General features: G+C 47.6%; 18 protein-coding genes. 13 read left to right on the top strand and 5 right to left on the bottom strand.

Features of this window, described 5'->3' with window-relative positions; genetic code table 11:
- Positions 1-2: 2 nt before the first annotated feature.
- Complete coding sequence (locus tag JNUCC21_RS19105) at positions 3-1,214, bottom strand: ammonium transporter (protein WP_156735451.1); 1,212 nt, start codon at positions 1,212-1,214, stop codon at positions 3-5.
- 251 nt (positions 1,215-1,465) lie between these two features.
- On the opposite strand from JNUCC21_RS19105, the gene JNUCC21_RS19100 reads away from it, so the two are divergent.
- The 3 genes from JNUCC21_RS19100 (at position 1,466) to JNUCC21_RS19090 (ending at position 5,011) form a co-directional block, all read left to right on the top strand.
- Positions 1,466-2,032 carry an isochorismatase family protein gene (locus JNUCC21_RS19100; protein ID WP_012118644.1) on the top strand — a complete coding sequence of 189 codons (567 nt, stop codon included), beginning with the start codon at positions 1,466-1,468 and terminating at the stop codon, positions 2,030-2,032.
- On the top strand, positions 2,029-3,393 hold the full coding sequence (locus JNUCC21_RS19095; protein WP_369878409.1) for an MFS transporter: 1,365 nt from the start codon (positions 2,029-2,031) through the stop codon (positions 3,391-3,393). The genes JNUCC21_RS19100 and JNUCC21_RS19095 overlap by 4 nt, the downstream gene beginning before the upstream one ends.
- Before the next feature lie 163 nt (positions 3,394-3,556).
- A complete protein-coding gene (locus JNUCC21_RS19090) occupies positions 3,557-5,011 on the top strand; it encodes an NCS1 family nucleobase:cation symporter-1 (RefSeq protein ID WP_072589655.1) in 1,455 nt (484 codons plus the stop codon).
- Positions 5,012-5,046: 35 nt separating this feature from the next.
- Here JNUCC21_RS19090 and JNUCC21_RS19085 read toward each other — a convergent pair whose 3' ends face one another.
- Both JNUCC21_RS19085 and JNUCC21_RS19080 read right to left on the bottom strand, forming a co-directional pair.
- Entirely contained in the window at positions 5,047-6,243 is a 1,197-nt protein-coding gene (locus tag JNUCC21_RS19085; protein WP_012118641.1) for an MFS transporter, read from the bottom strand.
- Positions 6,244-6,267: 24 nt separating this feature from the next.
- Positions 6,268-6,681, bottom strand: a complete 414-nt coding sequence (locus JNUCC21_RS19080) for a MarR family winged helix-turn-helix transcriptional regulator (RefSeq protein WP_007407562.1) — start codon at positions 6,679-6,681, stop codon at positions 6,268-6,270.
- Positions 6,682-7,012: 331 nt separating this feature from the next.
- On the opposite strand from JNUCC21_RS19080, the gene spoIIID reads away from it, so the two are divergent.
- The 4 genes from spoIIID (at position 7,013) to JNUCC21_RS19060 (ending at position 10,278) form a co-directional block, all read left to right on the top strand.
- Entirely contained in the window at positions 7,013-7,294 is a 282-nt protein-coding gene (gene spoIIID / locus JNUCC21_RS19075; protein WP_003151236.1) for a sporulation transcriptional regulator SpoIIID, read from the top strand.
- 180 nt (positions 7,295-7,474) lie between these two features.
- A complete protein-coding gene (mbl, locus tag JNUCC21_RS19070) occupies positions 7,475-8,476 on the top strand; it encodes a cell shape-determining protein Mbl (RefSeq protein ID WP_003151237.1) in 1,002 nt (333 codons plus the stop codon).
- A 158-nt stretch (positions 8,477-8,634) separates the two neighbouring features.
- The gene (locus JNUCC21_RS19065) at positions 8,635-9,432 is read left to right on the top strand and encodes a flagellar hook-basal body protein (RefSeq protein ID WP_072589654.1); all 798 of its coding nucleotides are present in this window, start codon (positions 8,635-8,637) and stop codon (positions 9,430-9,432) included.
- A 24-nt stretch (positions 9,433-9,456) separates the two neighbouring features.
- The gene (locus tag JNUCC21_RS19060) at positions 9,457-10,278 is read left to right on the top strand and encodes a flagellar hook-basal body protein (RefSeq protein WP_012118640.1); all 822 of its coding nucleotides are present in this window, start codon (positions 9,457-9,459) and stop codon (positions 10,276-10,278) included.
- Between the two features lie 17 nt (positions 10,279-10,295).
- Here JNUCC21_RS19060 and JNUCC21_RS19055 read toward each other — a convergent pair whose 3' ends face one another.
- Entirely contained in the window at positions 10,296-11,360 is a 1,065-nt protein-coding gene (locus tag JNUCC21_RS19055; protein ID WP_369878408.1) for a tetratricopeptide repeat protein, read from the bottom strand.
- Positions 11,361-11,555: 195 nt separating this feature from the next.
- Here JNUCC21_RS19055 and fabZ point away from each other — a divergent pair, with 195 nt between their 5' ends.
- Both fabZ and mscL read left to right on the top strand, forming a co-directional pair.
- The gene (fabZ, locus tag JNUCC21_RS19050) at positions 11,556-11,981 is read left to right on the top strand and encodes a 3-hydroxyacyl-ACP dehydratase FabZ (RefSeq protein ID WP_003151242.1); all 426 of its coding nucleotides are present in this window, start codon (positions 11,556-11,558) and stop codon (positions 11,979-11,981) included.
- Positions 11,982-12,037: 56 nt separating this feature from the next.
- Positions 12,038-12,433, top strand: coding sequence for a large conductance mechanosensitive channel protein MscL (gene mscL / locus JNUCC21_RS19045; RefSeq protein WP_003151243.1), 396 nt, complete (start codon positions 12,038-12,040; stop codon positions 12,431-12,433).
- Positions 12,434-12,480: 47 nt separating this feature from the next.
- On the opposite strand, the gene JNUCC21_RS19040 is transcribed toward mscL, so the two are convergent.
- Positions 12,481-12,891: a YwpF-like family protein gene (locus JNUCC21_RS19040; protein ID WP_012118638.1), complete on the bottom strand. Its 411-nt coding sequence runs from the start codon at positions 12,889-12,891 to the stop codon at positions 12,481-12,483.
- Between the two features lie 172 nt (positions 12,892-13,063).
- On the opposite strand from JNUCC21_RS19040, the gene JNUCC21_RS19035 reads away from it, so the two are divergent.
- The 4 genes from JNUCC21_RS19035 to JNUCC21_RS19020 all read left to right on the top strand — a co-directional run bounded on the left by JNUCC21_RS19035 (position 13,064) and on the right by JNUCC21_RS19020 (position 15,701).
- A complete protein-coding gene (locus JNUCC21_RS19035; RefSeq protein ID WP_003151247.1) occupies positions 13,064-13,417 on the top strand; it encodes a hypothetical protein in 354 nt (117 codons plus the stop codon).
- 97 nt (positions 13,418-13,514) lie between these two features.
- A complete protein-coding gene (locus tag JNUCC21_RS19030) occupies positions 13,515-13,856 on the top strand; it encodes a single-stranded DNA-binding protein (RefSeq protein WP_007407557.1) in 342 nt (113 codons plus the stop codon).
- Positions 13,857-14,064: 208 nt separating this feature from the next.
- On the top strand, positions 14,065-14,847 hold the full coding sequence (locus JNUCC21_RS19025; protein ID WP_003151250.1) for a DeoR/GlpR family DNA-binding transcription regulator: 783 nt from the start codon (positions 14,065-14,067) through the stop codon (positions 14,845-14,847).
- Complete coding sequence (locus tag JNUCC21_RS19020; protein ID WP_094031350.1) at positions 14,844-15,701, top strand: Cof-type HAD-IIB family hydrolase; 858 nt, start codon at positions 14,844-14,846, stop codon at positions 15,699-15,701. The genes JNUCC21_RS19025 and JNUCC21_RS19020 overlap by 4 nt, the downstream gene beginning before the upstream one ends.
- Positions 15,702-15,730: the final 29 nt, after the last annotated feature.

The raw sequence follows: 15,730 nt of genomic DNA, 5'->3' as shown, positions 1-15,730 counted from the left end.
CTTTATAAGTCCTGATATGCTTTTTCCCCGTGCATCGTTAAATCAAGCCCAAGTGACTCTTCTTCTTCACTGGCGCGCAGGGGAATGAACAGACCTACAATTTTAATGATAACGAAAGTGACAATAAATACAAATACATAGGTTGCCGCAATGGCCGCAATCTGCTTCCAGAGCAGTCCCGGATCGCCGTAAAACAGCCCGTTTGCCCCGCCGTCATTGACGGAAGTGGTGGCGAATAAACCGGTCGCGATGCCGCCCCATGTCCCGCCGATCCCATGCAGGCCGAAAGCGTCAAGCGCATCATCATAACCGAAAGTCTTTTTGAGCCAATAAACGCCCCAAAAGCAGACAAGCCCGCCGATGAAACCGATTACGATGGAAGAGAACGGCGTAACGAACCCGGCAGCCGGCGTAATGGCGACAAGCCCGGCGATAGCGCCTGACACAGCGCCCAGCATGGTCGGTTTTTTATTCAGCATCCATTCGATTAAAATCCAGCCGATAATTCCGGCTGCAGCCGCGGTGTTTGTGTTAATGAAGGCAAACATCGCGATACTGTCAAGCGTCAGGGCGCTGCCGACATTGAAGCCGAACCATCCGAACCAGATGAGCGCTCCGCCCAAGAACGTGTAAATTAAGTTGTGAGGGGAAGCCGCCGTGCCGTCCTTGCGTTTTCCGAGCACAATCGCCAGCACAAGCCCGGCGACTCCGGAAGAAATGTGGACGACGTTTCCGCCTGCGAAGTCAAGAGCGCCCATTTGGCCGATCCAGCCGCCGCCCCATACCCAGTGCGCAACGGGCGTATATACGAGGGAAGCCCACAAAAAGGAAAATACAAGAAAAGCACTGAATCTCATGCGTTCAGCAAATGCTCCGGAAATAATGGCCGTCGTCAGTACGGCAAACGTCATTTGGAACATCATGAACAAGGAATGCGGGATCGTATCACTGTAACTTCCGGGTTCAAAGCCGACCCCCTTCAGCCCGGCCCATTCAATCCCGCCAAGCCATGTATTGCCGGGGGAAAAAGCAAGTGAATATCCGTACAAAACCCAAACGACGGATACGATGGCGAGAGAAGAAAAACTATGCATCGCCGTGCTGAGCACGTTTTTGCTTTTTACCATTCCGCCGTAAAACAAAGCCAGCCCGGGGGTCATCAGCCACACGAGTAAAGCGCAAAAGAACATAAATACTGTATCGCCCATCTGCATGTTGTATTCCTCCGTCTCATTCAGAATGTAATTGTGATTAATTCATTATTATAGAGAAAAAAGAACGATAAAACATTTTCGTGTAAGGTTATCTGACATGATTTTTCGCGTTCATAATGCTGCTTTTTCAAATGGGTGTCGTGCGACTTTATATCCATAAAAGAGCGCCGGAGCACGGCGGAAGAAATCCTGTCCGGGAAAGAGTAAAATAAACGGGGGGAGAAACACTAACTGCATCAGGAGGAATCATTATGACAACATCATTAAATCTGCAATTTGAAAAAACGGCTTTGGTCCTTATTGATTTACAAAAAGGCATTGTGCCGATTGATAAAAGCGGTACCGTTGTGCCGAACGCGAAAAAATTAATTGATGTGTTCCGGGAAAAAGGCGGATTTATCAGCTTTGTGAACGTGGATTTTCATGACGGAGCGGATGCGCTGAAGCCCCTGACGGATGAAGAGGCGGCGGGCCATTCGGCTCCGCCGGCGGATTGGGCTGAATTTGTGCCTGACATCGGAGTGAAAGAAAACGATTATACGGTAACAAAACGGCAGTGGGGCGCGTTTTTCGGCACGGACCTGGACCTTCAGCTCAGAAGACGGGGAATCGACACGATTGTGTTATGCGGGATTGCGACAAACATCGGTGTGGAAAGCACGGCGCGAGAAGCTTTTCAGCTCGGGTATCAGCAAGTTTTCGTAACTGACGCGATGGCGACATTCAGCGATGAACAGCACGAAGCGACACTCAAGTTTATCTTCCCGAAAATCGGCAGAAGCCGGACGACGGAAGAATTTATCGCACAGACAAAATGACAATCTCCAAAAAAAGCCGCGTCCTGTTCTTGACGGCCGTGGCTTCGGGGACGATGCTGAACCCATTGAACTCGTCGATGATTTCTCTTGCGCTTCACAGTATTCAGCATGAATTTCACCTGTCGTTTACAACGGTGTCCTGGCTGATATCGTCCTTTTATCTGGCCAGCGCGGTGGCGCAGCCTGTTACCGGGAAGCTCGGTGATATGCTCGGCAGGAAGAAGCTGTTTTTGATCGGGCTTCTGCTTGTTGCTGTTTCGGCGGTCGGCGCGCCGTTTGCGCCGACTTTTATGACTTTGCTGATCATGCGTCTTTTTCAATCGATCGGAAGCAGCGCGATATATCCGTCCGGCGTCGGATTGATCCGTTCAAATATACAGGAGAAGCAGGCTTCGGCGCTGGGCGTCCTGTCAATCTTTGCATCAGCCATGACGGCGCTCGGTCCGACTCTCGGCGGTTTTCTGATCGTTTGGGGAGGGTGGCCGGCGATCTTTTTCGTCAATCTGCCGTTTATCATTCTCAGCTTTTTTCTCGGAATGTATATGTTTCCGAAAGATGAAAAACGCGAGATCGGCGGCTTGAAAGGCGTGCTCCGCCAGCTTGATACGATCGGGATACTCCTGTTTGCCGGGACGATTATCCTTCTCCTGTCGTTTTTATTGTCCTTCAGTACGAAGCCTCACTATACAGAAGGCGTATTCGGGCTTTTGTTTGTCGGGCTGTTTATCTGGCGCGAGCTGAAAACAGAGAAGCCGTTTATTGATGTCAGGCTGTTTAAAACGCATCGGAAACTATCGTCGGTGTATATTCAATTTATTTTGCTGAATATATTCTTTTACTGCATCTTTTTCGGGCTTCCGAGCTATTTTCAGGATGAAATGCATTTGTCCGTTCAGACAAGCGGATTGATTATGCTGTTTATGTCGGGCATGAGTATTCTGGTGTCGCCTCTGACCGGAAAATGGATAGATAAGAAAGGGCTTCTTCAGCCGATTGTTGCCGGAACCTGCCTGACTGCGATCGGGGCGGTGCTGTTAACGTTTTTCTTTCTTCAGGCGCCCATGATAGGAAAAGGGTTGATCCTGTCCGTTCTGGGTGTCGGCTACGGCTTCGGAAATGTCACGTTTCAGGCGGCCATGCTGACTACGAGCCCCGCCGACATGGTCGGAACAACGTCCGGCCTGTTTCAGACCTGCCGGTATCTCGGTTCGATTTTGTCTTCTGTCATTTTGGGCATTCTTTTCGGAAAAGAAATTACCGCCGGCCATTTTCATATGCTTGGGACGATTCTTATCGTTGTCGGTGCTGTAAGCCTTTTGATGGCGTTCCGGTTTTCGGTTCTCCTCAAAAAAGCCTCTTAACAGGCGCAACAAAAAGAGACGGGCTCTCCCCGTCTCTTTTTTTGTGTAATGTGCTCAAAAATCAAAACGATTATTGTCGACAGCGACCAATGTTATTTACGGAATTTTCAGTTATATTTTTTCACATGTGATGTAAGGAAAACGCACATAGGGGAGGGAGAAAATGAAAAAAACAACGAGTGATCGGCTAAGCAACAAAGATTTACTGCCTTTAGAAGACGGCGAACGGACATGGAAAGCGGTGAATTTTGCATCCATCTGGATGGGTTGTATTCATAATATCCCGACCTACGCGACTGTGGGCGGGCTCATTGCGATCGGTCTTTCTCCGTGGCAGGTGCTCGCCATTATCGTGACGGCGTCACTCATTTTGTTCGCCGCTTTGGCCTTGAACGGCCATGCCGGAACGAAATACGGACTGCCTTTTCCGGTCATTATCAGGGCTTCTTACGGAATATACGGGGCTAACATTCCGGCGCTTCTCAGGGCGTTTACAGCCATCATGTGGCTCGGAATTCAAACATTTGCCGGGAGCACGGCTTTGCACATTCTGCTTTTGAACATATGGCCGGGCTGGGGGAGTCTCGGCGGAGATTGGAATATACTCGGGCTTCATCTGCCGGGTTTTCTGTCGTTCATTTTCTTTTGGGGCATTCATCTGCTTGTGCTGCGGCACGGCATGGAATCGATCAAAAAATTTGAAGTGTGGGCGGGCCCGCTTGTTTATCTCGTCTTCGGCGGCATGGTCTGGTGGGCGATAGATATTGCCGGCGGGCTCGGACCGATTTACTCACAGCCGGGAAAGTTCCACACCTTTTCTGAAACGTTTTGGCCGTTTGCCGCCGGAGTGACGGGCATTATCGGGATATGGGCGACATTGATTCTGAATATTCCTGACTTCACCCGGTTCGCCGCGTCGCAAAAAGAACAGATTCGCGGCCAGTTTTACGGCCTGCCGGGAACGTTTGCGCTGTTTGCGTTTGCGAGCATTACAGTGACATCCGGATCACAGGTAGCATTCGGAGAACCGATTTGGGATGTGGTGGAGATTTTGGCCCGGTTTGATAATCCTTTTGTTATCGCTCTTTCGGTCATCACACTTTGCATCGCCGCCGTCTCGGTTAACGTGGCGGCAAACATCGTGTCACCGGCCTATGACTTGGCGAATGTCCTGCCGAAGTATATTACATTCAGGAGGGGAGGGTATTTGGCCGCCGTTTTGGCTCTGTTCACAATACCGTGGAAGCTGATGGAGAGCGCCACGAATGTTTATGCGTTTCTCGGGCTCATCGGCGGGATGCTCGGACCGGTGGCCGGGGTGATGATGGCTGATTATTTTATCATCAGAAAAAGGCAGCTCTCAGTTGAAGACCTTTATTCGGAAACCGGACAGTACACTTATTACAAAGGCTATAATTACCGGGCCTTTGCCGCGACTTTTCTCGGCGCGTTTATTTCTTTAATCGGGATGTACGTCCCGGCGTTCGCCGGCATCTATGATATCTCCTGGTTTGCGGGTGTCATTTTGTCATGTCTCGGTTATACGGCGCTTATGTATATTCATCCTCCTTATGTAAAAGCGGCGGGACGAATCGTGCGGGAAAGAGCGGCCGAATAAAAAAAGCCGGGGGCTGCCCCCGGCTTTTTGTCATATCAGTCTGCGATTGAAACGTTTCCGTCCGCTTCAAGCGGCGTTCTTTTTTTCTGGCTCCAGCCATACAGGAGCAAAGCAATCAGGACGAACAGCCCCGCTGCCAGATAAATCGAATGGAATCCGGCCGAAGCGACAAAGAGGCCGAATACATAGGATCCGCCGGCAATCCCGCTGTCAAAGAAAGTGAAGAAGGTAGCCGTCGCAAAGCCTGAACGGTGTCCGGGCGAGTTCTGAATCGCCAGCGTCTGCATACACGGTACGATAGAGCCGTATCCGAGACCGATTACGGCACCGGACAAGAGAAGCATGAGGGCGCTGTTTGTCATCGCCAGCATGCAAAGCCCCGCGGAGAACACGATAATCGACGGATAGATGACGATTCCCGGCCCCACTCTGTCAAACAGCTTTCCTGTGAAAGGACGGGCGGCCATCATCGTCACGGCGAAACAGACGAAGAAATAGCCGCTGACATCTAACAGGTGGATCGTCTTTGCATAAACGGATAAATATGAAGTCACACTTGAATAACAGAAAGAAATGGACAACCCGACAATCGCGATTTTAAGCGCGCCTTTTTCAAACATGTCGGAGAAAGAAAAACGGAAGACAGTCGTTCCGCTGTTGTTTTGATCCGGCACACGAATCATAAAAGCAATCAGCAAGCCTAAAGAAACAAATACGGCAAAAATCGTAAAGAAAACCGGGAACGAAATGACTTTCACAAGACTCAGCCCGAGAAAAGGACCGATCGCCATGGCAAGGTTCATAGACATCGCAAAATAACCGAGCCCCTCGCCGCGCCGCTTGGCGGGAATAATGTCAGCGGCAATTGCGCCCGTAACCGTCGTTAAAATGCTGAACCAGATGCCTTGGAAAAAACGCAGTCCGAGCAGCAGATAGAAATTGTGTAGCGGCAAATACAAATAAGAAGACAGGGCGAACAGCGCTAAGGATACAATCGTCATTCTTTTCTTGCCGAACCGTTCAATAATCGCCCCTGAAAAAGGACGGGTGATAATAGCAGATAACAGGAACAGGCTGATCAAAAGCCCTCCTTGCGATTCACTGCCGCCAAGCTCCTGAATCATATAGATAGGCAGCACGGCCAAAAATGTATAAAAGAACACAAAGACAAATAAATTCACGAGTACGACCATAATAAAATCTTTGGTCCAGATCGAGTCAGATTTACTCAAAAGTACAGCACTTCCCTTTCTTTTCTATTTCGTTAAAAACACATTCAGAAACTCAGAAAAAGCTTCCTTATCTCCATCTTGGAAATCCGCAAGCATGTCTTCCTCGAACTTCAGCATCTCTTGATTGATGCTGTCGTATTTCAATTCAGCTTCCTTCGTCAGGACGACGAGCTTTTCCCGCTTGTCTTCTCCCTGTTCCCGCTGAATCCAGCCGTTTTCTTCAAGGCGTTTGATCGTTCTGGTAACGGTCGGCGCCTCTACGTTCAGATAGGACCAGATTTCTTTTTGGGTCATCGGTCCGATCGTTTTTAAGCAATATAGGATTGACCATTGAGAGGAGTACAGGCCGAATGGTTCCAGCCGTTCATTGGCTTTCTTCGTAATCAGGCGGGCGCATTGATTGATTTGGTGAATGAGGCGTCTGTTGACGTGGATCATTTCCGTTCTCCTTTTCAAAAAACTTACCTAAGTAACTAATTGTGCTGTTTCATTCTACAGCAGGATCGCGCGGATGTAAACCCCCCGACCAAAAAGCAGAAAATTATGACCCGCCCCTTGTCCTTATTGAGTTTTTAGCATATTCCCAATTCATTGCTAATACACTGTTACAAACCTATCAAAGAGAGTGTTTGAGGTGAGGGATCGTGGGCATATTTCTAAAACCTTCTTATATAATCGGACAACGAAGAAGCTGCATCATCAGTGAATCTGTTACAGAATACGGATCTCATTTCACACTTCTCACATCCAACTGGGGAGGTCGAGTGGTGTGCACGATTACATCAAAGAGCGAACAATCAAGATTGGCAAGTATATCGTGGAGACGAAAAAAACCGTTCGTGTCATTGCGAAAGAGTTTGGTGTTTCCAAAAGTACCGTACACAAAGATCTGACAGAGCGCCTGCCTGAAATCAATCCTGACTTGGCGAATGAAGTAAAAGAAATACTCGATTATCATAAATCCATCAGACATTTAAGAGGGGGAGAGGCGACGAAACTAAAGTACAAGAAGGATGAAATTCTTGAAGGGGAGCCCGTTCAGCAGCCGTAGCGCCTGACGTCTGCCGGGCCCTTTTTTCTCCTCCCGGGCGGTTTCGCGAATATCCGCAAAATTTTGTCAAGAACTTATATCGTTCAGCAGCTTTTTTTTGATAAATTATGATAATATATATAATTAGGGCACAATGTGGATATTTTACTGTGAAACAGATATCAAGGAGGATATAAATAGATGTTTGCAAGGGATATTGGAATTGACCTCGGTACTGCAAATGTACTGATCCATGTAAAAGGAAAAGGAATTGTTCTGAATGAGCCTTCCGTTGTGGCACTTGATAAAAACAGCGGCAAAGTGCTGGCTGTCGGTGAAGAAGCCAGACGAATGGTTGGACGTACACCTGGGAATATTGTTGCGATCCGTCCGCTGAAAGACGGCGTAATCGCAGACTTCGAAGTAACAGAAGCCATGCTGAAACATTTCATTAATAAGCTGAATGTAAAAGGACTTTTCTCAAAACCGCGCATGCTGATCTGCTGCCCGACGAATATTACATCCGTTGAGCAAAAAGCGATTAAAGAAGCAGCTGAAAAAAGCGGCGGAAAGCATGTGTACCTTGAAGAAGAACCGAAAGTTGCCGCTATCGGCGCGGGTATGGAAATCTTCCAGCCGAGCGGTAACATGGTTGTTGACATCGGAGGCGGTACGACAGATATCGCAGTTATTTCTATGGGCGATATTGTCACCTCCTCTTCTATTAAGATGGCTGGGGACAAGTTTGACATGGAAATCTTAAATTATATCAAACGCGAGTATAAGCTGCTGATCGGTGAACGTACCGCTGAAGATATTAAGGTGAAGGTCGCAACGGTTTTCCCAGACGCACGTCATGAAGAAATCACCATCCGCGGCCGTGACATGGTTTCCGGTCTGCCGAGAACGATTACAGTAAACAGCAAAGAAGTAGAAGAAGCCCTTCGTGAATCAGTTGCCGTCATTGTGCAGGCCGCCAAGCAGGTTCTTGAAAGAACACCGCCTGAATTGTCCGCTGACATCATCGACCGCGGCGTTATCATTACCGGCGGGGGAGCGCTGTTAAACGGGCTTGACCAGCTTCTTGCCGAAGAGCTGAGGGTGCCTGTTCTTGTTGCTGAGAACCCGATGGATTGTGTTGCGGTCGGAACCGGCGTCATGCTGGATAACATGGACAAGCTTCCAAAACGCAAACTGAGCTGATGATAAAACCTCATTCTGAAAAAGAATGGGGTTTTTTTCTGTCAAACCCTTCACGAACGGGAATGTAAATCCGATAATAAGAAAAATGCTGATTTTCATTATAGAACAAATGTTCCGGTGAGGCAGCTGGAAATAATGCTATTTCAGAGGTGGAAGACTTGTTAAAAGGATTATATACCGCAACGTCCGCAATGATTACACAGCAGAGAAGAACGGAAATGCTGTCAAATAACATCGCAAACGCGAATACATCAGGGTACAAAGAGGATCAAGGTTCAATCCGCGCCTTTCCCGAGATGCTTCTGAGCCGAATAGAAGGCGATAAAAAAACGAAAATCGGTTCCGTCAACACAGGCGTATACATGCAGGAGCTGAAACCGTTGTTTACGCAGGGAAGCCTGAAAACGACCGATCAGCCGACGGATATCGCGCTGATGGAGAATCAGGTTCCCAAGAATGCCGAAACGAATGAAAACGCCGAGCTGTTTTATCCCGTGCAGACCGCAGGCGGCGTCCGCTATTCAAAAAGCAGCACTTTCTCATTAAATGAAAACAATCAGCTTACGATAAACGGAAACCTTGTGTTATCAACAAACGGACAGCCGATTACAGTCGACAATGAAAAATTCATCGTATCAGAAAACGGAACGGTCACGACAAACGGCCGGCCGGCGGGGCAGATTGATATCAGAATGGAAGAAGACGTGCGCAATCTGAAACGGGACGGCAATGACCTATACAGCACGGCCGACGGCTCTGAACTGCCGAGCGCGGCGGCGAATCCCCAAGTCTCGTATTCATTAAAGCAAGGCGTCTCGGAGCTTTCGAACGTGGACGTGACGAGCACGTATACAGAAATGACGGAAGCATACAGATCATTTGAAGCCAATCAAAAAGTCATTCAGGCTTACGATAAAAGCATGGATAAAGCCGCAAATGAAATCGGTAAAGTGTAACAAAATGGGGGACATTCAATTATGATGCTCAGATCAATGCTGACGGCTTCAACAGCCTTACATCAGCTTCAGCAGCAGATGGATACAGTCAGCAGCAACCTTTCAAACAGTGATACGACAGGCTATAAAGCGAGGGACTCCCGCTTTTCCGAGCTGATCAGACAGCAGTATGACCATATAGATGACAAAAAGGAAAATTCGCCGAACATGCGGAAAACGCCGCCCGGCCTGCGTCTCGGCGCCGGAACGGTCATGACTCCGCAGCTGGACTCAGGGCAGGGAAGCATCAAAAAAACCGACCGTGACCTTGATATCGCGTTCACATCACCTTATCAATATCTTCAGGCAGAAGCGGACGGACGGCGGGTGTATACCAGGGACGGCTCACTTTCCCTCAAGCCGGCCGGCGGAAATGACCGGCTGCTTCAGCTGATGACAGCGGGAGGCAATCCCATTCTCGATGAGAACGGTCAGCCCATACAAATTGACAGTTCGCTGACTCAGCTGAAAATCAGCAAAACCGGAACGCTGACTGCTTCAGACCAGGCGGGAACCCGTTCGCAGACGTTTAATCTTGGCATCGTCAATGTCAATAATCCGCAGGCGCTTCATGCGGAAGGGGATAATCTGTTTTCCGTGAACGGCGCGGGGGCTTCAGCGATTGAAGAGCTTACCGGCGCAAACCGGCAGGCAATCGGCATGGAGCAGGGCGCGCTTGAAGGTTCAAATGTCGATATGTCAAAAGAAATGACCGGCTTAATCGTGTCTCAGCGTTCCTATCAGCTGAACAGCCGCACGATTACATTAGGAGACCAAATGCTGGGCTTAATCAACTCAGTCAGATAAAAGAAGGGGCGTTTTGATCAGCCGCGCATGATAAAAAATGCGGCTTTCTCAAAATCGCCCTTTTTTTTGTAGTAATCAGTAATATCCTGAAGCAGCACTTCCAAATCCACCCACGCTTCAATTTTCTGCAGCTCCAGCACGAGCTTCTGCAATCGGTCGTACGGGTCCTCCTGAGCGGTGTACAGTATGTTGAGCGCGGTCAGCTTCAATTTCATAATCTTGTTCTGCACTTTTTCAGATATATATAAACCTTTCTGCAGCACGGTTTGTCCTTCGGCGGCAGAGCCGGTTTTAAAAAGTGCTCTGACCGCTTCGTACACACAATGAAGGTAGGAAACGGGAGACTCTTTCTCGAAACGCTGATTGCCCAATACCTTTTTGTAAAAAGGGAGGGCCTCTTTATCTTTTTTTTGGGCGGTCTTTAAAAAACCAAAATTATAATAGGCGTGGCACAGCAGGTTATTGTCATTGATCCGGTCCGTTATCTTTATGGATTCATTGAAGAGCTGTTCTGCGTCGTCATAGCGTGCCTCGTCTATATAATTCACGGCGAGAAGCAGCCGGCAGCTGAGCGTTTTTTTGATGTAGCCGGCTTCATCTTGATAGATTTCCAGCGCTTTATTGACATATTGAATGGAGAGCGCAGGCGACTTCATCATGTAATATGCACCCGCTGTTTTATAATAAAATTCAGCGGCTTCGAAACGGTCCTGAATGGCCGGCAGGTACTGTTCAGCTTCTTTAAAGCGGCAGACAGCACGGTTCGGAGCGCCATTCACCATATGGAGTAACCCTTTGAAAAAATAGAAATAATAAGTTAATTCATGATCCATCTCATCTTTGCGCCGCTTCAGCTCGCAGAACAGCTTATTCAGACCGTCTTTTTTCTCAAACAGCAGCTGAAACCGTGCGAAAAACAGCTGATATCTGAGTTTGAGCTTTGCATTCTTTTGTAATTTGGGGAGATGCTGATTGATTTGTTCGTGAAGGGAACGGGCTAGATCGAATTGGCGTTTTCCCATGGCGTCATACCACTCATTCAGCATCACCAGCGTACGTTTTTCAGTAAACTTAGCAATCATCTTCCAACCTCTTTGCATAGGGTAAAAATCTTTATTTATCATAACACATTAATGGACGAGGCTCATTGCCAGCTGGTTACAGTTTACAGCGCGGTTGAAAAAGAAATTGATTCATAATATACTTCCAAATGTACAGATTGGTTGCCACATATGCCTTCTATACATACTATTGTCGATGAAGGAGATGTCAAGAGAATGCTTGATACTCAGCAAATTAAAGAAATTATTCCCCATCGCTATCCGTTTCTTCTGGTAGACAGAATTACGGAAGTCGAAGAAGGAAAACGGGCGGCGGGATATAAAAATGTGACGGCGAATGAAGATTTTTTCAACGGCCATTTTCCTGAATACCCTGTTATGCCGGGCGTATTAATCGTAGAGGCTTTGGCGCAGGTCGGAGCGGTTGCGATGCTGATTAAAGAAGAAAACCGGGGCAGACTCGCATTTTTTGCGGGGATTGATAACTGCCGTTTCAAAAAGCAGGTAAAACCGGGTGACAAGCTGGAGCTTGAGGTTGATATTACCCGCGCGCGCGGTACGATCGGACGCGGCAAAGGCGTTGCCAAAGTTGACGGCGAGCTCGTGTGTGAAGCTGAATTAACCTTTGCGCTCGGAGAATAAAAGCAAACAAATGGGCTTATAAAAAAGCCCATTTTGTATAGAAAGGGGTGAATGTGATGTGGTCAGAATTTAAAAGCTTTGCGATGCGGGGCAATATCATGGATCTGGCTATCGGTGTCGTCATCGGCGGCGCTTTCGGCAAAATCGTGACGTCGCTCGTTGAAGACATCATCATGCCGCTGGTCGGCCTGCTTCTTGGCGGTCTTGACTTTTCAGGACTGGCCGTGACATTCGGCGATGCTCATATCAAGTACGGAAGCTTCATTCAAACGATTGTGAACTTCTTTATTATTTCATTTTCTATTTTTATCGTGATCCGCACAATAGGCAAGCTGAGACGTAAAAAAGAAGCAGAAGAAGAGGCTGAAGAAGCCGAGGAAACAGATCAGCAGACAGAACTGCTGACTGAAATCAGAGATCTGCTGAAACAGCGGGCTCCTCACAATGACTAGGGCACAAAAAAAGGCTGGATGATTAACGTCCGGCCTTTTTCATATGATTATAATTTTTGTTTAAACGCTTCAATCAGCCGGCTGCCCGAGTAGCCTTCTTTCACGAGCGACTCCAGAATGCTTTCTGATCCGGGGTGGTTTCTAGACACCATTTGACCGTAAATTAAAACTTGTATACTTCTTTCCAGCTCGACGATATTTTTGATGCTTCCCGTCAGCTGGGCGGGGCGGTTGCTTTTTTTCGTAATCGTTACAAACACCTTCGCTTCTTTCTGGCTTTTCATCAGCATGTCAAAAAAAGACAAGTGTTCGGCCGGGACCAGTGCTTCAATTAACCAATGATTTTCTCCGTCCTCTTTATTGATAATCAATCCGTCTAAAAGGGGAAACTGCTCAATCGGCTGATCGTCTTTATCTAAACGTTCCACATTCAGATCAACCAGTTTAAAGGTTTTCATCTCTTATTTTCACCCCTGTTGTCCATGTTTTTCGTTCATTTATTATAACACATATCATTTTTCCCGGGAAAATGCTGTAAGACATGCTTCATCATTTTTGTAGGCGGTCAACATTTAATCATTTCTATTTTTTCATTATAATGTAAAAGAATATGGTCATGGAGAGATGCTTATGAATCAATTGCGCCTGAAGGAAATCTATATAGAAGACGGTTCAAGGCGAAAAGACGATCATTCCTACTTGGTATGCAAAAAGGAAGATTGTGAGGTGCATCTTAACAGAAGGGGAAATGTCGTCTTTTTATATGAAACAAAAGACCGCATGGAACAGTATAAAATTCAGCTTTCACTGACTGATAAAAAGCTGAGTTTTTACTGGTTCGCATGGGACGGCGGAAAGTTTGTCCGCATGTTTGAGAAAGACTGGCTCAAAACGAAACTTTTCTCGCGGCTGCTCAAAAATACATATTACATAAGCGGTCAAAAACAAAAGTTTTTTTTATCAGAAAGAAAAACGAAAACATAAGAGCAGCCTGAACGAATAACGGCTTTATCCGCTTTTTGCTTTCACGAGCCCTTGTACTACAATGAAGCCAGCCTCGAAAAAGAGAGGAGGATACGGCTTGTTTAACCACGTTATGCTTGTCGGCCGGCTGACGAAAGACCCGGAGCTCCGTTTTACAGCAGCGGGCATTCCCGTCGCACATATTACGTTGGCGGTAAACCGCAATTTTAAAAGCGCGTCGGGTGAAACCGGAACCGACTTCGTCAACTGTACCATCTGGAGAAAAAACGCTGAAAACACGGCATTGTACTGCCAAAAAGGGTCAATGGTCGGTGTAAGCGGCAGAATCCAGACGAGAAGCTATGAAAAGACAGACGGCGTAAAAGTTTATGTGACCGAGGTCATGGCTGATACCGTTCGGTTTATGGATCAAAAACGGAAAGAGCCGCTGGCTGAATAGCATGCTTTTTTCCTCGATTTCCCGCCTTTCAGCGGGCCCCGCAATACCTCCTTCCCACTCGCCAGTCGAAAGACTGGTTTTTTTGTGCGGGAGCTAAAAAATGGTTAAAAAGAAGTGATTTCGCTTATGAATACTTAAAAACATTGAATATATTGGGATAAAAACTTATAATTACTTACAGATAAGTGACGAAAAAGGGAATGAGGACGTGTATCAAGAAGAAAGACTGATTGCGATAATGGAATATTTGAAACAGCATCGGCGGATCACCGCTGAACAGATATGTTCGCTGCTTCATATTTCAAGAGATACCGCAAGAAGGGACCTTGTAAAGCTGAAAGAGCGCGGGGCCATTATCAGAACACGGGGCGGCGCGATTCTGCCGTCGGTGAATCAGGAAGTTCCGGGCTATTCGGGCCGGCTGAAAACCGTTTCTGAAGAGAAAAACAAAATCGGCAAGCTGGCCGCATCCCTGATCCATAAAGGAGATCGGATCATCCTGGACACTTCGACAACCGTGCAGGCCTGCGCGGAGCATTTAAATGTCACCGGCTGCACTGTTATTACAAATTCGATCAATCAGGCCGATATCCTTTCCGCAAAAGAGGGAATTGATATTCACCTGCTCGGCGGAAAGCTCCAGAAGGAACACCGGTTTTTATACGGGGCTTCCGTTGTAGAAAAACTGGGGGATTATCACGCCGATAAGGTGCTGATCGGCGTTGTCGGCATCTCGGAAAACGGCCTGACGATTCCGCATGAAGAAGACGGCATGGTAAAGCGTAAAATGATCCGACAGGCTGAACAGGTGATTGCGCTGAGCGATCACTCCAAGCTTGGCCGTACGAGTTTTTATCAGTATGCAGACCTGCACGAGGTTGACCTGCTGATTACCGATCGGCTGCCTGATCAGGATTTTTGCGATCTGCTCGACCGGCACGGCGTAGAATTGCTTGTAACTGAATCTGAAGAAGAGGATGAGGACATGTGAAACTGATTGCCATAGATCTGGACGGCACACTGCTGAACAGCAGTCATCAAGTAAGCGATGAAAATGAGCGGGCTTTAAGGGAAGCCCGGCAAGCGGGAATTGAAATCGTGGTTTCCACGGGACGCGCGCATTTTGACGTGCACTCCATATTCGAACCGCTCGGCATAAAAACATGGATTATCAGCGCAAACGGAGCCGCCATTTATGCTCCTGACGGCAGCCTGTACCACTGTGATGCGATTGAAGAAACAAGAGCCCGCGGGATTTTGTCATGGCTTGAAGAGAATCAATATTACTATGAGGTGTTTACAAACAAAGCCATCTATACGCCTGAAACCGGCAGGCAGCTGCTCGATATCGAAATGGACCGGGTGAAAAGCGCCAATCCTGAAGCCGATCTTTCCGTTTTGGAACAGGCGGCTTCAGTGCAATACAGCCAATCCGGCTTTGCTTACATTCATTCATACCGTGAGCTCTTTGAGAAAGAAGAGCATCTGGATTTTTATAATATTCTCGGATTTTCGTTTGATGAGCGGAAGCTGAAAGCGGGCTGGGACCGATTCAGCGGTCAGAAAGATCTCACCCTTGTCAGCTCTGCCGACCACAACTTCGAACTGGCGTCTCGAAACGCCTCTAAAGGGCAGGCGCTCAAACGGCTGGCGCAAAAGCTCGGCATTCCGATGGCTGAAACCGCCGCGGTCGGTGACAGCTTAAATGACTATTCAATGCTTCAGGCGGCCGGAAAAGGCATAGCGATGGGGAATGCGAGAGAAGATATTAAAGAGATCGCTGATGCCGTTACATTGACAAATGATCAAAACGGCGTTGCGCATATGATCAGGAATTTACTGTGAAAGGTATGGCGATACTGTTCATGACTGGC

Source organism: Bacillus sp. JNUCC-21 (assembly GCF_041222765.1).
GTDB classification, from domain to species: Bacteria; Bacillota; Bacilli; order Bacillales; family Bacillaceae; genus Bacillus; species Bacillus velezensis.
Note: the sequence above shows the minus strand (reverse complement) of the source record. Positions and strands in the feature narration are given on the sequence as shown.